Below are 20,435 nucleotides of genomic sequence, written 5' to 3' on the forward strand. Positions count from 1 at the left end.
ATGAGACTTTCCCGCTTTTACATTGATGCGCCCCTGAGCCTGGGCGAGCACGAGCTGCCCGAGGCCCAGGCCCACTACATCGGCCGCGTGCTGCGCATGGCCGAGGGCGACGCCGTGCAGCTGTTCGATGGGTCAGGCCAGGAATACCGCGGCGCGCTGCTGGAAGTCGGCAAGAAGCGCGTGCGCGTGCAACTGGACGAGGCCTTCGCCGGCCAGCCCCCGTCCAGCCTCGAGATCCACCTTGGCCAGGGCCTGTCCCGCGGCGAACGCATGGACTGGGCCATCCAGAAGGCCACGGAACTGGGCGTCAGCGAGATCACCCCGATCATCAGCGAGCGCTGCGAAGTGCGCCTCAAGGACGAGCGCGCGGAAAAGCGCCAGGCCCATTGGCAGCAAATCGCCGTCAGCGCCTGTGAACAGTGCGGGCGATCCACGGTGCCGGTCATTCACCCACCGGTGCTGATGGCCGAATGGCTCAAAGCCTGCGATGCCGAACTCAAACTGGTGCTGCACCCGGTGGCCGAACCCCTGGTCAGCCATGCGAAGCCTGCCACGCTAGCCTTCCTGATTGGCCCCGAAGGCGGCCTGTCGGATACCGAAGTCAGCCAGGCCCAGGCCGCTGGCTTCCACTCGGCGCGCCTCGGCCCGCGGGTGCTGCGTACCGAAACGGCGCCGGTGGTGGCATTGGCGGTGGCCCAGCAATTGTGGGGCGACTTCTAAAGCACATAGAAGAACACCGCCACGAAGTGCAACAGGCTCCCCGCGATCACGAACAGGTGCCAGATACCGTGCCAGTGGCGAAAACGCCTGTCATAGGCGAAGAAGATGATGCCTACGGTGTACAACACCCCGCCCGTGGCCAGCCAGGTGAACCCGACCGTCCCTAGGGTGGCGAGCAGCGGCTTGACCGCCACCAGCACGATCCAGCCCATTACCGCGTAGATGATGATGGACAATACCCGCGCTTCCGAGCGCGGTTTTATTTCCTGCAACATGCCGATGACCGCCAGCCCCCAGACGATCCCGAACAGCGTCCAGCCCCAGGGCCCGCGCAATGTCACCAGGCAGAAAGGCGTATAGCTCCCGGCGATCAGCAGGTAGATCGAAAAATGATCAACCTTTTGCATGATCACTTTCGCCCGCCCACGTACGCTGTGGTAAACCGTCGAGGCACTATAGAGGGTCACCAGGGTCACGCCGTAGATCGCCATGCTGACGATCTTCCATGCGTCCCCCTGCAGGCTTGCCAGCACCAGCATCCATACTGCGCCAATTGAAGCCAGTACGGCACCGACCAGGTGTGTCCAGGCGTTGAACCGTTCGCCGTGATACATGCAGTCGTTTCTCCTTGGTTTCCATTGGGTCGACAATGCCGTCTCAGGCACAATCCTCCGTACCCTACCAGAGCCCGTGCCATGTTGATCGACGAAGAGTTGACCCTCAAGAAGCTGGAAATATTCCTTGCCTTCATGCGCACCGGCAATCTTGGCCGTGCGGCGGCGGAGCTCTGCACCAGCAATGTCAGCGTTCACCGTGCCATTCACTCATTGGAAAGCGCCCTTCGCTGCCCGCTGTTCAAGCATGAGGGGCGCAACCTCACGCCGCTGGAAAGTGCCTATGTGCTGGAGGAGCACGCGCAGAAGCTGGTACAGGACGTGCTTGGCGCGGTTCGGCTGACGCGCGAGGCGGCCGGCTTCTCCGCCGAGCGTTTTCGGCTGGGGTCGCTTTATTCTCTGACGGTGAAGACCGTGCCGCAGTTGATCATGGGCCTCAAGCTACGGCGCAGCGAGCTCAACATCGACCTGATACTGGGCTCCAACATCGACCTGCTGTACAAGCTCAAGAACATGGAGGTGGACGCTATTCTGGTGTCACTGGACGAGACGGTCAGCGACCCGGACTGCGAGCAGTTGCCGCTGTTCTCCGATGACATCTTCCTGGCCACCCCGGCTGATTCGCCGTTTGCCAGGCGCAGCGAAGTGGACCTGGCCGACTTGCGCGAAGACACCTTCATCACCCTCACCCAAGGCTTCGCCACCCACCAGGACGGCGTGCGCGTGTTCCAGCAGGCCGGGTTCGAGCCGAAGGTGGCGATGCAAGTGAACGATATCTTCACGTTGCTGAGCATGGTCAGTTCGGGGGTGGGTTATGCGCTGCTGCCGGGGCGCGTGGCGGCCGTGTACGAGAACCGCGTGCGGCTGGTGCCGTTGCAGGCGCGCTACCACCTGCAGCAACACATTGGCGTGGTATTCCTCAAGGCCAAGGAGCGTGACCCGAACCTGCTGGCGCTGCTCGCCGAATGCCGCATGTACACCAACCGGTTGGATTGAGTGGCCCCACCGGGGTACGCCGGCGGCTAGGCACCCACCAACGCCCGCACGGTCAGGTACAGCACCGAAGGCCCCAGCAGGCAACCGAGCCCAGTGTGGAAAGTCGCCGTCAACGCGCCATAGGGCACCAAGCGTCGATCCGTCGCCGCCAGCCCAGCCGTCACGCCGCTCACCGTCCCGGCCAGCCCGCCAAACACCATGGCCGACCGCGGGTTGTCCAACCCCATCCAGCGCGCCGCCATGGGCGTGCCGACCATCACCAGGATCGCCTTGATCAGCCCGGTGGCGATCGATAGCGCGACCACGTCCGAGCTGGCACCGATTGCCGCCCCGGTCACGGGCCCGACGATATAAGTCACCGCACCGGCGCCGATAGTGGTCATGCTCACCGCATCGCGATAGCCGAACACCCAGGCCACGCAGCAACCGAACACGAACGGCAACAACGTGCCCAGCAACAACGAAAAGGCACCGATGAAGCCCGCCTTGCGTGCTTCGGTGGCCTGCACTTCGAACGCGGTGGCGACGATGGCAAAGTCGCGCAGCATGGCCCCGCCCATCAAGCCAATGCCGGAAAACAACGACAGGTCGGCCAAGCCCTTCTGCCCGCCCGTGAGCGTACCCCCCACCCAGGCCAGTACCAGGCCAATGACAATGGCGAAAGCCGAACCATGCACCCGGCCAAACGTCAGGCGCCTGGACAACTGCACCGACACCCACATCACAATGCCGACGAAGGCGAACGCGGTGACCAGGCCGTTGGCTTCCAATGCATGCTCGATGAGGTTCCACATATCAGCGCGCTCCCAGCGGTTGGGCCGTTACCGGCACTTCGGGCGGTAGGGGTTCGCCCTTGTGGGTTCGGCTGATCAGGGCAATGGTGGCGCCGCAGATCAGCACCGAGCCAATCGCCGCTATCACCGCCACCGGGCCACCGTGCAGCGCGGTGACCACGTTCTGCTGGGCGGCCATGGCCACCACTACCGGAATATACAGCGCGCCCCAGAAGCCCACGCCCATCTCGCAGTCCTTGCTCAGGCCGCCGTGTCTACCCCTGTACAAGCGGGCGCAGATCAGCAGGATCATGGCGATCCCGACGCCGCCCACGTTGGATTTCACCCCTAGCAGCACCCCGAGCATGTCGCCCGTGATGACCCCGGCCAGGGTGCAGATAGCCAGCAATGCCACACCGTAAATAATCATTATTGTTGTCCTCGGTTTGCACAGTCGAAGTTGTTGTTCTTGTCTTCGAAAACCTTGCAGGTCTATTGGGGTCGGCGGGCCTCCTCCTGCATCAGCGCGTGCAGGGTGTCCAGGCGTGCGCCCTGGAAAGCGATGAGGGTGCCCTCGGGAAAGGCGTGGCGCCCCAGCCCGGTGAGGACGCCGCCGGGCGGCATTTCGATCTGCAGGCGCACGCCACGCTCATAGGCCGTTCGCGCCAGCGCACGCCAGTCGACGAGCCGGCACATGTTGAAAGCCAGGTCGTCGCGCAGCTTCTCGGGCTGAACGATGGGGCGTGCGGTGGTGCCGCTGAGGTAGCGGATCCTGGGTGCCTGCACGCTGACCTCGGCAAAGGCTTGGGCCAGCCGTGCGGCCGGCTCGGCCAGCAACGCGCAGTGGGAAGGCACGCTGACCGCCAGCGGCTTGGCCAGCGCCGCCCCCTCGGCCTTCGCCCGCTTCGCCAAGCGCGCCATGGCGTCGTTGCGCCCGGCAATGACCAATTGGTTTTCGCCATTGATATTGGCCAGGTATACCGGGCCATCGGCCTCGGCCAGCCATTGTTCGACCTTGCCCAAGGCAAGGCCGACGATGGCGGTCATGCCATAGCCCTGAGGGTAAGCCGCTTGCATCAGCTCGCCGCGCAAGGCCACCAACCGCAACGCGTCAGCAAAGTCCAGCGCGCCGCTGACCACCGCCGCCGGGTAGGCACCGATCGACAACCCCGCCACGTAGTCCGGGGCTGGAGCGTCGTCGAGCAACAGCCGCGCGCTGGCGACTCCCGCCACCAGCAGGCACAGTTGCACTGCCCGGGTCGAGGCCAGGGCGTCGGCGGTATCCAGTTCAAGCACCGACCGGCCCAACACCTCGCTCGCTTCCTCCAGGCAGGCGCGCACCCGGTGGTGATCCGGCAGGTCATGGAGCATGTTGGTCTGCTGCGCGCCCTGGCCGGGAAATGCCAACAGCGTGCTCATGGCGCCAGGCTCCAGGGGTCGCTGACCAGACGAGCACCGTCGGCTGCCTTGAGCAGTACCTTGGCGCCATGGCCCGCCCACTCGCGCAACGCCACGCCGCCGGCGGGGGTTTGCAGTTGCACGTCGACCTTTTCCTCCAGCAAGGCCAGTAGCTCGCGGGCTTGTTCACGCGCCAGGGGCTGTGGGGTGCGTACGATCAGATCCAGGTCGCTACCGGCATGCAGGGCGGTAAAGCCGCTGGCCAGCTCGAAGCCGGCGCTGCCGCCCACCCCCCATGCCCACCCCGACTCATCCAGCCGCGGCCGCAGGCGGTACAGGACTCGCAGCGCCGGCCAGTCACGCTGCCCCACACAGTGGCGTAGCGCTTCGGGGCTCAGTTGGCGACTGATCGCAGCCACGGGCATGTGCGTGGCATAGCGCTGTTCGCGCTGACCGCCGCGCACGCCCACCGCCACCTGGCCCGGCGCCGCAGCGTCACGGCGCACCACCACGGGCTGGCCGTCGGCCAGGGCAGCCGCTACCCAGGCCGGCGCATCTGCCGGCAGGTGCGTGGGCGTCAGGCCCCACAGCAGGTCGTGGGGGCGTATCACTGCCATTGCTCGCGCAACAGTTGCCGTACCCGTGCGGAAGCCGCCCGGTTGGGCGCGCCCAGGCGCCCGGAAAGACCACGACCACCCTGGGCGATGTCGGCCAGGGCCTGCCCGAGGCACGCCTGCACTCGGGCCAGATCGTCAGCCGTTGGCTGCTCGATCTGCGCCACCGACAAGGTCTCCCACAGCAGGCCAAGGCTGGCATAGCTGTCGATGTCGTAAGCCATGGGCGGGATGCTGGCGGCCAAGGCTTCCAGTGCCTCGACACTGCGCTGGGTGACCCGCGCCGCCGAAGCCTTGCCCATGGCGTGTACCTGCACGCCCGGGTCGCGCAGGGCGATCAGGCGGTTGGCCTGGTAGCCGTGGGCCAGGAAGGCGCCGGACATGGCCTTGCCCACCAGCAGCGCGATCACCGGGTGCCCGGCCAGGCGGGCACGGGCATAGGCATCGGCGGCGCCGGCCAGAGCCTGATGGATGCCCAGGGCCTCTTCGCGGCGGCCGTAGGCTTGGCTGGGCACGTCGACAATGGCCACCAACGCGCGCTTTTCAGGGGCGTTGCGGTCGGCCTCGATGGCTTCGTCGACGGCCTTGGCCAGGCCCCAGCCCTCCAGCAGCCCGACCTCGCCCTGGCGGGCGCGGGGGAAAGGGTTGTCGGGCTCAGGGATCACGGCCAGGTAGCGCGCCGGATAATGATCGAGGCTGCCGTCGGCGACGCGCACCGAGGCTGGCAGGCCAGCGGCTGTAGAGGCGGTGCCAGCCAGCGCCTGGAACCAGCTTGCGCCACGACTGTGCCCTGCGTTCTGCGGGACCGGGCGGAGCCCGGGAAGGTTGCGACGCGGCAGGTCTGAAACAGTGGAAGCGCACGCGGCGGTATACAGATCGCGTACGGCCTGGGCGCTGATCTGAACCTCGGTGTCGACCTCTGCCAAGCGCGCCAGATACCCTTCATGTTGCTGGCTGCGCACGCGCTTCGGTACACCCTGCTCCAGGCAGTCGCCCACCCGCTGGCGGATCGCAGCGGTGTCATCGGCGACATAAGCATCCGCCAGGCCACTGGCGAACCGCTGCTCGCCGCCGGTCAGGCTCCAGATAAACGGCCGGTCACGGGAATCGTATTCGGCGATGCCTGCTTCCTGCTCGATCACCTGCGGGCCATTGAGCCCCAGGCGCGCTTCGCGGGTGACGATCAGGTGGCTGCACAACCCCGCGGCGATGGACATGCCGCCGAAGCACCCTACGCTCCCAGCCACTATACCGATCACCGGCTGATACTGGCGCAGGTCGACGATGGCGGCATGAATATCGGCGATGGCCGCCAGGCCCAGGTTCGCTTCCTGCAGACGCACACCACCGGTTTCCAGCAACAGGATCGCTGCGGTAGGGATGCCCTTGCGGTTGTCTTCAGCCGCCAGTTCCAGTGCGCCGGCTATCTTGGCGCCACTGACCTCGCCCAGGCTGCCGCCCTGAAAGGCCCCTTCGATTGCCGCCAGCACCACCGGGCGCCCGCCCAGGGTACCTTTGGCGATGACCGCGCCATCGTCGGCCTGGGGTACCACGCCCTGGCGTTCGAGCCACGGCGACATGACCCGCTGGAACGGATCGACCAGCTCGCGGAAGCTGCCCGAGTCGAGCAAGGTCTTGGCCCGCTGACGGGCGCCCAGTTCAATGAAGCTGTGTTGCTGCAACAGGCGCGCGGTGTCAGTCATGGCCGATCTCCTCCAGGGCCTGTTCCAGGCGCAGGCGGACCACCCCTGGGGTGGCGCCGAAATCATTGATGTCGATGCGCAGGGCCGGCAGCGCCTGGCCACTGAACATGCGGGTGAAGAGGTGTTCCCAACGCAGGGAAGCGCCGTTGACCGAGGTCACCACCTGGATCGCCAGAGTGCCGGCCTGGCCGGGTTCAAGCAGTACTTCCAGGTCGCCCGAGCCCACACAGCCCACCAGGGCGCGGCCGCGGGCCGGTTGGCCGGCGGGAAATTCGAAGGTGAGGGTTTCCATCAGGCAGGGCTCCGTGAATGCTCGCCGCGGTCCAGGCGATCGATGAACAGGCAGGCGGCCAACAGGTCGGCGGCACCACCCGGGGAGGCATTGAGTGCCAGCAGGCGCTGGTCGAGCTGATGCAGGCGACGCCGGCCTGCCAGGCTGGCACTGCCTCCGGCGGTCAGTACTGCCTGGGCACCAGTCTGCATGGCGGCCAGGCCTTCGGGGCCGGCGCGGTACAGCACGCAGGTATCGGCCAGGGTGGCCATGATCGCCAACAAGGCGTCCAGGCGGGCATTCTGCTCGCCATGGCCGGCGAGGCGGCTGGCACGCAGGTGTGGCAGGCCGTGCTCCAGCACCGCCGGGAAGCCGGCCTGGGCCTCGGCGCGAGCGCCACCGGCACCGTAGCGCTGCTCAACGACTCGGCCGTGGCTCAGGGGTTGCGGCGCCGAGCGATCTGGCAGGCGCGCCAGCGCGGCCGCCCTGGCCGCCAGCACGGCGGCGCCCGTGTCGTGCGGCGCCAGTGCCGCTGCGGCCACCAGCAGGCCCAAGGCCCAGATGGCCCCCCGATGGGTGTTCACCCCACCCGTGGTGCGCAGCATATCAGCCTCGCCCTCACGGCCCAGTTGGCCGAGGGCTTCGCGCAGCGGCAGGCCGATGCAACCATGCTGCGTCGCGGCGTCTGCCATGCCCTGAAACGCCGGCCACAATGCCAGTGCCGAGGCATGCATCAGTCCCAGGTGCAGGTCGGTGTGCGCACCATTGCCGCGGCGGTCCACCAGGGCGGGCTTGGGTGACAGGTCCGCTTCATCGATCAGCGCTTCCACCGCCAGATCGGCCAAAGGGCAAACATCAGGTATCGAATTGAGTGCGTGCATCACCAGCTCCTGAATTTGGCCGGGGGGTTGTAGAGGCCGCCCGACCAATCCACCAGGTCGGCGATGCTTTTGGCTGCCAGCCATTCGCGGGTGGCGTCGGTACGGCGGATGCCCAGGTCCTCGAGCAAGGCGATCAGGCCTTCGCGGCGCATGCGCTCAGTGTCCTTGGGGTTGTGGCGCAAGCCAATGGCGGTGACCCCGGCCACGGCGGCGATCATCGCCTGGCGCTCTTCGAGGCTGCGCGCCTTGTACAGGTAGGCAATGCCCTCTTCGGTCAGCAGGTGGGTAACGTCGTCCCCGTAAATCATGATGGGCGCCAGCGGCATGCCGGTCTTCCTGGCCACGTCCACCGCGTCCAGGGTCTCGACGAACGTGGGCTTGCCGCCCTCCTGGAAGGTTTCGACCATCTGCACCACCAGTTTCTGGCCACGTTCGAGCAGGGTGCTGGTGTCGTCGCCGCCGGGCTGGCGCATGTCCAGCCAGGCCGGTGTGCCGTGGCGGCGGCCGCGCGGGTCATGGCCCATGTTTGGCGCCCCGCCGAAGCCGGCCAGGCGGCCACGGGTAACAGTGGACGAGTGGCCGTCACCGTCTACCTGCAAGGTAGCGCCAATGAACAGGTCCACGGCGTACTGCCCGGCCAGTTGGCAGAACATGCGGTTGGAGCGCATTGAACCATCGCGGCCGGTGAAGAACACATCCGGGCGCGCAGCAATGTAATGCTCCATGCCCAGCTCGGTGCCAAAGCAATGCACGCTCTGCACCCAGCCACTTTCAATGGCGGGAATGAGTGTCGGGTGCGGGTTGAGAGTCCAATTGCGGCAGATCTTACCCTTGAGGCCCAGGGACTCGCCGTAGGTGGGCAGGATCAGTTCGATGGCTGCAGTGTTGAAGCCGATGCCATGGTTCAGCGACTGAACGTTGTGCTTCTCGTAGATGCCGCGAATCGCCATCATCGCCATCAGCACATGCACCGGCTTGATATGCCGGGGGTCGCGGGTGAACAGTGGTTCGATGTAGAAAGGCCGGTCCGCCACCACCACGAAATCGACCCAGGAAGCCGGGATATCCACCCGCGGCAAGTCGCTGACGTCGTCCACCAGCTGGTTCACCTGGACGATGACAAGGCCATCGCTGAACGCCGCCGGCTCGATCAGCGCCGGGCTGTCTTCGGTGCTGGCCCCGGTATAGATATTGCCTTGGCGGTCGGCCATGAAACCGGCGGAAAGCACCACGTTGGGAATCAGGTCCACCACCAGGCGCGCGTAGAGTTCGATGTAGGTGTGGATGGCGCCGATTTCCAGCAGCCCGTCTTCCAGCAGTTGGCTGATCCGCAGGCTTTGGGTGCCCGCGAACGAGAAGTCGAGTTTGTGGGCGATGCCTTTCTCGAACAGGTCCAGGTGCTCGGGGCGGCCGACGCTGGGCATGATCATGTGCAGGTCGTGGAGCTTGCCGGGGTCGGCCTGGGCCAGGGAGCGCGACAGGAAGTCGGCCTGCTTCTGGTTGTTGCCCTCCAGCACCACCCGGTCGCCGGGCATCAGCAACGCTTCAAGGGCAGCGACAATGCCCTCGGTAGGCAGTACCACACCATCGGCCATGGCACGCACCTGTTCCAGGCGCCGCTGCTTCTCGCTGCGCCGCCGCGTCCACTGTGGCTCGGGGGTGATTGTCGTTGTCATGGGGCCTCCACGGCGGGAATGTCGTGGCTAGACCATAGGCGCGTGGTGGCGTGGCATCAATCAAGCTGCCGATGAAACCGTTACCCTGAGGTTAACGTTGAATGTGATAGCGGGTTCCCCTCTGTGGGACCGGGCGAAGCTCGGGAAGCAGACGCCGCGGTCTTCCAGTCATCCCGCGCTGTCCCCTTCCCGAGCTGGCGCCCGGTCCCACAGGGGTAAATCTGATAGCGGGTTCCTCTCTGTGGGACCGGGCGAAGCTCGGGAAGCAGACGCCGCGGTCTTGCTGTCATATCGCGCCGTGCCCTTCCCGAGCTGGCGCCCGGTCCCACAGGGGTAAATCTGATAGCGGGTTCCTCTCTGTGGGACCGGGCGAAGCTCGGGAAGCAGACGCCTCGGTCTTGCAGTCATATCGCGCTGTGCCCTTCCCGAGCTGGCGCCCGGTCCCACAGGGGTGAATCTGATAGCGGTTTTTTCTCTGTGGGACCGGGCGAAGCTCGGGAAGCAGACGCCGCGGTCTTCCAGTCATATCGCGCTGTGCCCTTCCCGAGCTGGCGCCCGGTCCCACAGGGGTGAATCTGATAGCGGGTTTTTCTCTGTGGGACCGGGCGAAGCTCGGGAAGCAGACGCCGCGGTCTTCCAGTCATATCGCGCTGTGCCCTTCCCGAGCTGGCGCCCAGTCCCACAGGGGTGAATCTGATAGCGGGTTCCTCTCTGTGAGACAGGGCGAAGTTCGGGAAGCAGACGCCGCGGTCTTGCAGTCATATCGCGCTGTGCCCTTCCCGCGCTGGCGTCCGGTCCCACAGGGGTGAATCTGATAGCGGGTTTTTCTCTGTGGGACCGGGCGAAGCTCGGGAACCAGGTGCCGCAATCAGAGCGCGGCTTCGTCCAGCAGCCGCTCCAGGCCTACCAGGTCGGGCACCCGTGCCACCTGCTCGCCCACCTGCACGGCGGCAATCTCCAGGGGGGCGAGCGGCACGTCGATGTAGCTCAATTGGCTGTCCAGCCGGCACGAACGAGGCACGCCCTGGATCAGCAGGCCAATGAAGCGCAGCGGGCTTTCACCCACGGCGTTGAGCACGACGATGCGCGCCTGCTCGCTGACCACTGCCTGGGCACCGCAGGCAGCCTCGAAGCTGACCAGGGGCAGCAATTGGTTACGCCAGGTGATATGGCCCAAGTGCCAGGCCGGGCGGTCCGGCGCCGGTTGCCCATACTGGTAGCCAATCAGCTCGGCCACAGCGACGTTGGGCACCACCAAAGTACGGTCAGCCAGGGGAAGCAACAGCGCGGTCAGGGTCGTGCGCCGGCCAATGGTGCGCTCAAGCATGGCTGCGGCTCCACTGGGCGATGCTGTCGAGCAACACCGACTCCTGGTAGGGCTTGCCCAGGTAATCGTTGACGCCAATGGCCATGGCCCGCTCGCGGTGCTTCTGGCCGGTACGCGAGGTGATCATGATGATGGGCAGGTCCTTGAGCCGAGGGTCGCGGCGGATCTCGGTGGCCACTTCGAAACCGTCCATGCGCGGCATTTCGATGTCCAGCAACAGTACGTCGGGCACATGTTCCTGCAGCAGCGCCATGGCGTCGACCCCATCGTTGGCAGTCAGTACGTTCATGCCGTGGCGCTCCAGCAACCGGCTGGTCACCTTGCGCACGGTCACCGAATCATCCACCACCATCACCAGCCGTGCCCGGCCCGGGTCGACATCCACCGACGGCAAGGGCGACTGGACCGGCGGCGCCTGCATCTGGCGCACGTTGGCGGCACGGATCTGCGCCGGCAGGTCGAGGATCATCACCACCCGGCCATCCCCCAGAATCGTTGCCCCGGACAACCCCTGAACCGCCGAAAATTGTGGCCCCAGGCTTTTGACCACGATTTCCCGCGAGCCAGCCAGCGCATCCACCTGCACGGCCATCTGTTGCTCATGCCCGTGGATCAGCAATACCGGCAGCGGCTGGGTCTGGCCCAGCAGTTTAGGCCGCGGGGTGTTGTACAGCAGGTCGCCCAGGTAACGCAGCTCGTAAGTCTGGCCGCCATAGTGGTAACGCGGCGGGCACGTCTGGTAGTGGGCTTCCAGCTCGGCCGGCATGACCCGCACGATCCCTTCCAGGCCGTTGAGCGGCAGGGCGTAGACATCCTCGCCACATTGCACCATCAGCGCCCGGTTCACCGACACACTGAACGGCAGGCGGATCTGGAAACGCGCGCCCTGCCCTGGCTTGGAGTCGATGATCATCGAGCCGCCCAGCTGCTTGACCTCTTCGTGCACCACGTCCATGCCCAACCCGCGCCCGGAGATCTGGGTTACCTTGGCGGCGGTGGAGAACCCCGGCTGCAGGATGAACTGCAGCACGTCATGGTCGCTGATCTCACTGCCCGGCTCTATCAGCCCGCGCTTCACGGCCTTGGCCCGCACGGCCTCCAGGGGCACGCCGGCGCCGTCATCGCTGAGTTCGATGACGATATCGCCCCCCTGGTGCAGCAAGTTCAACGTGATGCGCCCCACGTCTGGCTTGCCCTTGGCGCGGCGCACCTCGGTGGGTTCCAGGCCATGGTCCACGGCATTGCGCAGCATATGCTCCAACGGCGCCAGCATGCGCTCCAGCACGCTGCGGTCCATCTCGCCCTCGGCGTTGCCCACGTCGAATTCCACCTGCTTGCCCAGCTCGCCGGCCACTTGGCGCACCAGACGCTGCAAGCGCGGCACCATGCGCTCGAACGGCACCATCCGCGTGCGCATCAGGCCTTCCTGCAATTCGGTGTTCACCCGTGCCTGCAACTGCAGCAAGGCCTGGGCCTTGTGGTTGCGCGAGGCCAGGGTCTGGTGCAGGTCGAGCAGGTCGGAGGCCGACTCGAACAGCGCCCGCGACAGTTGCTGCAACTGTGAGTGACGGTCCATTTCCAGCGGGTCGAAGTCTTCGTAGCCCTGGCGTTCGTTGTCAGCGTGCTCGCGGCTGAGGATACGGCCCTGGGTTTCGGTGTCCAGGCGCCGCAACTGTTCACGCATGCGCTCAATGGTGGTTTCCATTTCGCCCAGGGCGATCTGGGTGTCGTTGACCTGTTGTTCGATGCGGCCACGGAAAATCGAGGTTTCACCCGCCAGGTTGCCCAGGTCATCCAGCAACTCGGCGGTCACCTTGACCATGTCGCCTGGGGCACGCTCGGGTGCCGGCACCGGCTGCTCGGGCAGCAACACCGCACGCTCGGGTTGGGGCGTGGCCGGCACCGGGCTGACGAAGCCCCGAATGGCGGCAATCAGGGTGGGGTCCGGTTCCACCGGCTGGTTCCGGCGCAAGGTGTCAAGCATGTGCGCCAGCCGGTCGTGACCATTCTGCAGCAGGCTAAACAGCGGTGGGCTGGGGGCCAGCACCCCGGCGGACAGGTTTTCGTAGAGAAATTCCATTTCATGGGCCAGGTCGCCGATAGGCGCGACCTCGACCATGCGCGCGCCGCCCTTGAGGGTGTGCAGGTCGCGCAGCAGGTTTTCCACTTCAAGGCTGTTGCGCGGGTCGGCCTGCCAGCGTTGCAAGGCTGCGCCCGAGCTTTCGACGATATCCAGCCCTTCCTCGAGAAACACCGCCAGCAATTCCTTGTCACCACCCGACGCCGGGGCGGGCGCCGGCTCGACGATGGCCGGTGCCGCGCTCTGGCGGCTGCCGGCAAGTGCCTGGATCAGGTCCGGCGCGTCGCTGGCGCGCTGGCCACGTTGTAGCTGTTCCAGCATGGTCGCCAACTGCTCATGGCAGTCGAGCAACAGGGTCGCGAGGTCTTCGCTGAAGCCCAGGCGGCGCTTGCCCAGGGCTTCATAGGTCAGCTCCAGCTCCTGGGCCAGATCATCGACGGCGGCGATATCAGCCATGCGCGCGCCGCCCTTGAGGGTATGCAGGTCGCCTTGCAGCGCGGCCAATGCCGCCTGGCTGTCGGGCTCCAGCAGCCAGCGTTGCAAGGCCTGGTCGGCGTTTTCGAGCAGGTCGGCGGCTTCGTCGAGGAAGAACGCGGTGATACCGTCGTCTGCCGCGGCTACGCCAGGGGCCTGTTGTTGCAGTTGCCCGGTCAGGGTAGCCAGGTCGGTGATGCCGCCTTGGCCCACGTGGCCCATGGCATCGGGCGCCAGCCCCTCGTCGAGCAACGCATGAAGGGCGCGGATGCGGTCCGGTTGCGGCGCCACCGCCTGGCCGGCCGCGACCTGGTCGAGCATGTCGATGAGAGCGTCATGCGCCAGCTCGGCTTGCTCGAAGAACCGCTCGCTGACACTGAGGCTGCTCTCCTCTACCGCCCCATACAGGTCCAGCAGGGCCTCGCACAGCTCATCCACCTCGGGCAGGTCAGCCAGTTGCGCGCCCTCGCCCAGCCGCGTCAGCTCATCGAGCAGGCGCTCCAGTTCGTTGCGGCTGCCAGGCTGCTGCCGCCAGCGTCGCAAGAGCGATTCACTGTCGAACAGAATGTCCATGGCCTGCCCCAGGAAGGTCTGCGTTACCCGCGGGTCACGCTTGGCCACGGGGCGCTCGCCAGCCTGCGCCAGACGCATGGCCAGCCGCGCCCGCGCCTGTTCGACAAGCGCGGCGGCACCGTCCAGCGGCGCCAACGGCATGCTGGCCAGCTGGCCCAGGCCCTGCTGCCAGCAATCCAGGGCCTGGCGCAGCATGGCCAGGTCGATGGCCTCCATCAGCAGCTGATGGGCTTTGTATTCCCGGGTCAAGGCGTCCAGTGGGGTGGCAAGTTCGGCCATGGGCAACACGCCAGCCATGGAAGCGCTGCCCTTGAGGGTGTGCAGGGCGCGCTGCAGAGCATCGTCCACGGGCGCCTGGTTATCCCCGGCCGCGACCAGGAATGCCTCGATGGTCGCCAGATGGCCCTGCGCCTCGCTGCGGAAGATCTCCAGCAATTGCGGGTCCAGGCCTTGGTCGTCGGGGGCGGCACTGGCCAGCAGGTGCGCCCGCGCCGCCAACTGGTCGACATCGTCGCGCTGGCGTTGCTGGTGGCTGGCGAAGTCATCGATGATCAAGGGCAAGGTCTGCACCACATGTTCCAGCAGGTCGCGCACCTCTTGCCCGACTTCGACGCTACCCTCCAGCACCCGGTTGAGCAGGTTCTCGCAGGCCCAGGCCAGCTCACTCAATACCAAAGCGCGCACCATGCGCCCACTGCCTTTGAGGGTATGGAAGCCGCGACGCACTTCAGCCAGCGCGCGGGCGTCGTCGCGGGGCAAGTACTCACGCAGCACTTGCAGCACCTCGTCCGCCTCCTCCATGAACACTTCACGCAGCTCATCGTCCACCGCGGCCTCTTCAGCAGGGGGTGGCAACAAGCTGGCCGGTGCGGACTGGGCTGGCGGGTTGAAACCCGGGACCGGGCTGGCCAGTACCTCGGCCAGAGACTGGGTGACGCCGGGGCTGTCCAGTGGCTGCTGCTCACGCATCGCCAAGGCTTCGGTGGGGCTGAGAACGTCCTGCAACACCGGCACCTGCGCGGCCACAGGCAGGTAGCCCAGCGCCGCCAAACGCGCCTGCGCCACATCCAGAACGCGCTCGCCGGGGGCCTGAGGGTCTTCGCTGAGGCGCTCCAGGTAGTATTCGATGGCACTGATGGCGTCCGCCAGCGCATCCAGTTGCGGACTTGCGGGCGGTTGCGGGTCGGCGAGCAAATGCGCCTTGATGTAGTCGTTGCAGGTCTCAAGCAGCCCTGCCGCCCGTGGCAAGGGGATCATGGCCAAGGCGCCGCGGACCTGGGTCAGCAAGTCAGGCAGCGGTTGCAGGCGCTCATGGTCGCCGCCAGACTCCAGATACTCGCTGATCAGGTCTTTGGCCTGCTGTAACCCGAAGCGCGCCTCCTTGATGACCAGTTGGTGAATGTGCACCAGCTCGGTTCCGGGCAGGTGGCTGTCGTCGGTACGCATTGGCTCGTCGGGACCCACCATGCCTACCAGCGTCGATTCCACATAGAGCAGCGCTCCAGCCACGTCCATCAGCACCGAGTCATTGGGTTCACGCACACCTTGGGCAAGGCCGAGAACCACCGACATCTGGTCGAGGATGACCTTGCGCGGCTGGCCAAAACCCAACACCGCCAGGGTGTCGGTGACCTGGCGCAACGGCGGCACCAGGGCGTGCAGTTCCGCCACGTGCTGGCGGTCGCCGCGCACGAAATGGTCCAGTTGTTCCTTGACCCGCACCAGCTCTTCGCACAAGGCGCTGACCACCGAGCGCAGGGCATCGGGGTCGGGCACCACCAGGTGCGCTTGCTCTTGCGCCAAGGTGCGGCCAGGCGCTGGCGAATCGTCCAGCTCATAGGCAACCCGCAAGGCTCGCAGGCGCGGCGACTGGCCGGTGGCAGTGGCGACGTAAAACAACAGGCCCTTGAGCAATTGCGCCGGGGCGGGCTGGTTGAACCCTGCCACCCCCTGCTCCAGCAAGCGTTTGAGCTCGCGGTCGCAGTCCTTGAGCAGGCTGCGCAGGGCCGGGGTGTTGTGCACCGCGCCGTTCTGCAGGCCCTCCACCAGGCCGGCCGCCACCTGCCACAGGGGGCTCAGCGGCGCACCGGCGCACAGGGTTTCCAGGCGTTCGAAGACCCGGGCCATCTGCCCCAGGTGGCTGGGGACTTCCTGCTCACGCATCAGCCCCACCAGGGCCTGTTGCAGGCTTTGATGCCATTTGCGCAGCGATTCAGGCAGTTGCGGCTCATCGAGCCGGGCGAGCTCGCTGGCGTCCAGCGGCTCAGGGGTGGGCAGTTCGACAGCGAACAGGCTGGTTTCAGCCAACGGCAGCGCACCGCGTGTGCTGCGTAAATCATTGATCAAGGGTAATACCACCAAGGGTAGATCGCGGCGGGCCAGATGTACCTGGTCCAGGTAAAGCGGTAATTGGGTGAACGCCTGAAGCAGCCATTTCACTGCCTCGGCCTGTTGGTTGACGCGGCCGTGGGCCAATGCCCGGCCCAGGTGCTCGATTTCCTCGGCCAACAGCGCGGCACCGTAGAACTCCACCATCTGCAGGCTGCCGTGCACCTGGTGCAGGTAGCCCAGGCAACGGCCCATTGCTTCCCCGGCGTGGGGTTCAGCGCCGAAGGCCTGCAGGGCGGCACGGGCCTGCCCGAGGGTCTCGACGATTTCGCCCTTGACCCACTCCAGCGCTACGTAGTCGTGGCGGTCAGCCATGTCGCTTCCCCTGAAGGTACGCCAACTCAGCCCGGCTCCCTGGCCTTGGGCAAGGTGAACCCGGACACCGAGCGGCGCATTTCACTGGCCATTTGCGCCAGGTTGCCGATGCTTTCGGCGGTGGTGGTGGTGCCGGACGAGGTCTGCTCGGTAATTTGCTGAATAACCGACATGGTATGGGATATCTGCCCCGCCGAGCTGGTCTGCTGCTGCGCGGCAGCGGAGATGGTCTGGATCAGCGCGGCGAGGTCTTCGGACACGCCTTCGATCTCCTCCAGGGCCACCCCGGCGTCATGGGCCAGGCGCGCGCCGCGCACCACCTCGAAGGTAGTCTGCTCCATGGAGATGACGGCTTCGTTGGTGTCGGCTTGAATCGCCCGTACCAGCATCTCGATCTGCCGGGTGGCCGACGACGAACGCTCAGCCAGCCGCTGCACTTCGTCGGCGACCACGGCGAAGCCACGGCCCGCTTCACCGGCCATGGATGCCTGGATCGCGGCATTGAGGGCCAGGATGTTGGTCTGGTCGGCAATGTCGTCGATCAGGCTGACGATATCGCCGATTTCCTGGGAAGACTCACCCAGCCGCTTGATCCGCTTGGAAGTGTCCTGGATCTGTTCGCGAATATTGTCCATGCCCCGAATAGTGTTGTGCACCACCTCACTGCCCTTGCTGGCAATGGTCACCGAGCGCTCGGCCACCTTGGCCGACTCCCAGGCATTGGTGCTGACACGGTCGATGGACTCGGCCATGTCACTGATGGCCATGGACGCTTCGCTGATCTGCTGGGCCTGCATTTCCGAGGCGCGGGCCAACTGCCGGGCGCTGGCCTGGGTGTCCTGCACGGCGGCGGCGACCTCCTCGGCGGTGAGGTTGATGGTGGCCACCAGGTCGCGCAGCTGGTCGATGGAATAGTTGATGGAGTCGGCGATGGTGCCGGTGAACTCTTCGGTGACCGACGCAGTGACGGTCAGGTCGCCGTCGGCCAGGTCTTCGATTTCATCCAGCAGGCGCATGATGGCGGCCTGGTTGCGCTCGTTGCGCTGCGACGTTTCACGCAACTGGCGGTTGGTCTCGCGCACCATCACCAGGCCGATCAGAATGATCGAGCCCAACGCCAGCAGGCCCAGCACGTAGCCACCCACGGTATCGAGGGTGCGGCTGCCGGCCAGGTTCTCGAAGCTGTTGGCCAGGTGCGAAGCTTCGTCCAGCAAGGTCTGCGACAAACCGAAGATGGTGGTGGAGGCTTCGCGCACCTGGAACAACTGCGGTGAGGTCTCCAGAATCTCGTCCACCGAGCCCGAGACGAATTCGAACAGTTCGGCGATTTCCTTGAGCCGCGCCCGGGCATCGCGATCCTGTACCTGGCTGATCTGGATGCTTGGATCGCCGTCGAGCATGCCCTTGAGCACCTGGCCGAAGCGGTTGGCATCGCGACCGAAGGAGGCAGCCGCGGCAGCTGCCGACTCGTCACCGGAAAGCACGGTGTTGACCGAGCCGAGGATTCGTTCAGCCAGCAGTGACTGGCGCTGCGCTACCGCCACCTGGCTGGCCGGGGCGCCGCGCAGCAACAGTATCTCCACGACCTTTTCGTATTCCACCTGCAGCTGCGGCACGGTCTCGCCCAGGGTGGCGGCCACCTGATGCAAGGACAGCACGGTTTGCTCGCTGGCCAGGATAGCGTCGGTATTCTTGCGCAGGCTCTCCCAGTCACGTTGTACCAGGCGCATTTCCTGGTGCACGGAGGCCGGGGCCGGCGGCAGGCCTGTACCCGTGTCGCCGGACTTGAGCAAGGCCCAGCGGCGGTCGAAATCGTTGCGCGCCTCAGCCAGCAACTTGAACGCCTGGGGCTTGCCGGAGGCCGCCTCGGTGGCGTTCTTGGCGATATTCTGGGACAGCACCCGCAGCTCGCCAGCGTTGCCGATGTACTGCTTGTCGTAGTTGGACTGGGTGTTGAGGTAGGCGAAGTTGGCGAACAGCAGCATGATCGAGACGATCAGTACCACGAACAGCCCCGCGATCTGCGCACTGCTGCGCGAGCGTTGTACCGTGTTTCCCGTTGCTGCCTTGTTCATTGCTCAGGTCCTCGCCTGCACTGCCGTGCGTTGTTCAACCCATTGCCAGCGCGCCGCGGACGAGCAGGGAGTTTCAAAGTGCCACATTCATGAACCCTGGGGTCTGCACCAGTGCATTGGGGCTGAAGACGTTCCATAGCTGGTCACGCTGGAAGTGCCCCTGGACAAAGGCGGACATGCCCTGGGGCAGGCCGGCGGTCACGGCGGGGTCGAGGCTGTGCAGGGGGAAATGCTGCAGGCCACCGACCTCGTCCACCAGCAGGCCGGCAAACAGCTCATCCTGGTCGATGACCAGTACCCGCCGGTGTTTGTGCGGCTGCAACAGTTCATGGCCCAGCAGCCCGCACAGGTCCATCACCGGCAACAGGCGACCTCGCACGTTGGCCACGCCCAGCAGCCACGGCTTGACCCCGGGCACCCGGCTCAGACGCGGCTCGTGCAATACCTCGGCCACCTCGCCCATGGGCGCCACGTACCAGTGCTCGCCCAGGCGAAAGCCGATGCCGCTCCAGGTCTGCAGGCGGTTTTCCTGGGACGGCAATTGCGCCGCCCGCCGCCGGCAGCGCTGGTCGATGTCCAGCAGCAGTTCGAAGGCTGTCTGCGCCATGGCAGGCGGTCAGCCCGCCAGCACGGCGTTCAGGGTACGGATCAGGGTTTCCTCATCCACGGGTTTGGTCAGGTAGTCCTTGGCACCCTGGCGGGTACCCCAGATCCGGTCGGTTTCCTGGTCCTTGGTGGTGATCATGATCACCTTGATATGGGCGGTTTCCGGCTCCTTATTCAACTGGCGGGTCGCCTGGAAGCCGTTGAGACCGGGCATGACGATGTCCATCAGCACCGCATCGGGCTTCTCCTGGCGCGCCAGGGCCACGCCATCGGCACCGTTCTCGGCCTTGAGCACTTCATGACCGTGCTTTTCGAGCATGCCGGTCAGTTTGTACATTTCGGTCGGCGAATCATCGACGATCAGAATACGAGCCATGCTGTTCCCCATCTTCATTAATTAGTGCGCGGCGGCGAACCCCGGTACATGGGCCCTGATGGCCCCCACCAGTTCTTCCTGGCTAAAAGGCTTGGTCAAGAACTGATCGGAACCCACGATGCGCCCACGAGCCTTGTCGAACAAGCCGTCGCGGGACGACAGCATGATGACCGGGGTGGTCTTGAAAGCGCTGTTGTTCTTGATCAGTGCACAGGTCTGATAGCCGTCCAGGCGCGGCATCATGATATCCACAAAGATGATACGCGGATGGTTGTCGGCAATCTTGGCCAATGCATCGAAACCGTCGGTGGCGGTGATCACCTCGCAACCGACGTTTTCCAGGAGCATCTGGGCAGTGCGGCGAATCGTCTTCGAGTCGTCGATCACCATCACCTTGAGCGCTGCGGGGTGCTGTTTCATAGAAATCTGCTTTGGGCGCTGAAAAACGAGTTTGACCATACCGTTGCGGCAGCGCGAGCGCGGCGGCACTTCACCCTGCGCATGTTCTCTGTACGACAGCGTAGCCCTCGCGGCTGCGAGGTTCCTCCACATTAACGAGCCTTTTTAGCACACTC

Annotated in this window: 17 protein-coding genes and 1 pseudogene; 2 read left to right on the plus strand and 16 right to left on the minus strand. The window is 65.6% G+C overall.

Going from position 1 to position 20,435, the window contains the following annotated elements:
* Positions 1 to 720 carry a 16S rRNA (uracil(1498)-N(3))-methyltransferase gene (locus HWQ56_RS26955; RefSeq protein WP_158152938.1) on the plus strand — a complete coding sequence of 240 codons (720 nt, stop codon included), beginning with the start codon at positions 1 to 3 and terminating at the stop codon, positions 718 to 720.
* Here the strand turns inward: HWQ56_RS26955 and trhA are convergent.
* A complete protein-coding gene (gene trhA / locus HWQ56_RS26960; RefSeq protein WP_158152939.1) occupies positions 717 to 1,334 on the minus strand; it encodes a PAQR family membrane homeostasis protein TrhA in 618 nt (205 codons plus the stop codon). The genes HWQ56_RS26955 and trhA overlap by 4 nt on opposite strands.
* An 81-nt stretch (positions 1,335 to 1,415) precedes the next feature.
* On the opposite strand from trhA, the gene HWQ56_RS26965 reads away from it, so the two are divergent.
* Positions 1,416 to 2,330: a LysR family transcriptional regulator gene (locus tag HWQ56_RS26965; RefSeq protein ID WP_158152940.1), complete on the plus strand. Its 915-nt coding sequence runs from the start codon at positions 1,416 to 1,418 to the stop codon at positions 2,328 to 2,330.
* Positions 2,331 to 2,356: 26 nt separating this feature from the next.
* Here HWQ56_RS26965 and madM read toward each other — a convergent pair whose 3' ends face one another.
* From madM to pilG, 15 genes and pseudogenes are all read right to left on the minus strand, one after another.
* Entirely contained in the window at positions 2,357 to 3,124 is a 768-nt protein-coding gene (madM, locus tag HWQ56_RS26970) for a malonate transporter subunit MadM (protein ID WP_158152941.1), read from the minus strand.
* A 1-nt stretch (position 3,125) separates the two neighbouring features.
* Positions 3,126 to 3,533 (minus strand): malonate transporter subunit MadL, encoded by a 408-nt coding sequence (madL, locus tag HWQ56_RS26975; protein ID WP_158152942.1) that lies wholly within the window; start codon positions 3,531 to 3,533, stop codon positions 3,126 to 3,128.
* A gap of 62 nt (positions 3,534 to 3,595) precedes the next feature.
* A complete protein-coding gene (mdcH, locus tag HWQ56_RS26980; protein WP_176572160.1) occupies positions 3,596 to 4,522 on the minus strand; it encodes a malonate decarboxylase subunit epsilon in 927 nt (308 codons plus the stop codon).
* Positions 4,519 to 5,118 (minus strand): malonate decarboxylase holo-ACP synthase, encoded by a 600-nt coding sequence (locus tag HWQ56_RS26985; RefSeq protein ID WP_176572161.1) that lies wholly within the window; start codon positions 5,116 to 5,118, stop codon positions 4,519 to 4,521. The genes mdcH and HWQ56_RS26985 overlap by 4 nt, the downstream gene beginning before the upstream one ends.
* On the minus strand, positions 5,109 to 5,954 hold the full coding sequence (gene mdcE / locus HWQ56_RS29185) for a biotin-independent malonate decarboxylase subunit gamma (RefSeq protein WP_245217905.1): 846 nt from the start codon (positions 5,952 to 5,954) through the stop codon (positions 5,109 to 5,111). The genes HWQ56_RS26985 and mdcE overlap by 10 nt, the downstream gene beginning before the upstream one ends.
* Before the next feature lie 30 nt (positions 5,955 to 5,984).
* Positions 5,985 to 6,818: pseudogene (locus HWQ56_RS29190) on the minus strand (biotin-independent malonate decarboxylase subunit beta); the annotation flags it as partial.
* The gene (locus tag HWQ56_RS26995; protein WP_158153378.1) at positions 6,811 to 7,110 is read right to left on the minus strand and encodes a malonate decarboxylase subunit delta; all 300 of its coding nucleotides are present in this window, start codon (positions 7,108 to 7,110) and stop codon (positions 6,811 to 6,813) included. The gene HWQ56_RS26995 and the pseudogene HWQ56_RS29190, both read right to left, overlap by 8 nt.
* A complete protein-coding gene (locus HWQ56_RS27000) occupies positions 7,110 to 7,970 on the minus strand; it encodes a triphosphoribosyl-dephospho-CoA synthase (RefSeq protein WP_158153379.1) in 861 nt (286 codons plus the stop codon). Before HWQ56_RS27000 ends, HWQ56_RS26995 begins: the two co-directional genes overlap by 1 nt.
* On the minus strand, positions 7,970 to 9,646 hold the full coding sequence (gene mdcA, locus HWQ56_RS27005) for a malonate decarboxylase subunit alpha (protein WP_176572163.1): 1,677 nt from the start codon (positions 9,644 to 9,646) through the stop codon (positions 7,970 to 7,972). Before mdcA ends, HWQ56_RS27000 begins: the two co-directional genes overlap by 1 nt.
* An 868-nt stretch (positions 9,647 to 10,514) precedes the next feature.
* On the minus strand, positions 10,515 to 10,973 hold the full coding sequence (locus tag HWQ56_RS27010; protein ID WP_158153381.1) for a chemotaxis protein CheW: 459 nt from the start codon (positions 10,971 to 10,973) through the stop codon (positions 10,515 to 10,517).
* Positions 10,966 to 16,803: a hybrid sensor histidine kinase/response regulator gene (locus HWQ56_RS27015; RefSeq protein WP_176572164.1), complete on the minus strand. Its 5,838-nt coding sequence runs from the start codon at positions 16,801 to 16,803 to the stop codon at positions 10,966 to 10,968. Before HWQ56_RS27015 ends, HWQ56_RS27010 begins: the two co-directional genes overlap by 8 nt.
* Before the next feature lie 26 nt (positions 16,804 to 16,829).
* Positions 16,830 to 18,878 carry a methyl-accepting chemotaxis protein gene (locus HWQ56_RS27020; protein WP_158153383.1) on the minus strand — a complete coding sequence of 683 codons (2,049 nt, stop codon included), beginning with the start codon at positions 18,876 to 18,878 and terminating at the stop codon, positions 16,830 to 16,832.
* 73 nt (positions 18,879 to 18,951) lie between these two features.
* On the minus strand, positions 18,952 to 19,485 hold the full coding sequence (locus tag HWQ56_RS27025; RefSeq protein ID WP_176572165.1) for a chemotaxis protein CheW: 534 nt from the start codon (positions 19,483 to 19,485) through the stop codon (positions 18,952 to 18,954).
* 9 nt (positions 19,486 to 19,494) lie between these two features.
* Positions 19,495 to 19,860, minus strand: coding sequence for a twitching motility response regulator PilH (gene pilH, locus HWQ56_RS27030; RefSeq protein ID WP_158153385.1), 366 nt, complete (start codon positions 19,858 to 19,860; stop codon positions 19,495 to 19,497).
* 21 nt (positions 19,861 to 19,881) lie between these two features.
* On the minus strand, positions 19,882 to 20,280 hold the full coding sequence (gene pilG / locus HWQ56_RS27035; protein WP_158153386.1) for a twitching motility response regulator PilG: 399 nt from the start codon (positions 20,278 to 20,280) through the stop codon (positions 19,882 to 19,884).
* Positions 20,281 to 20,435: the final 155 nt, after the last annotated feature.

Origin of the sequence: Pseudomonas eucalypticola (assembly GCF_013374995.1) — a bacterium.
Classification (GTDB): Bacteria; Pseudomonadota; Gammaproteobacteria; order Pseudomonadales; family Pseudomonadaceae; genus Aquipseudomonas; species Aquipseudomonas eucalypticola.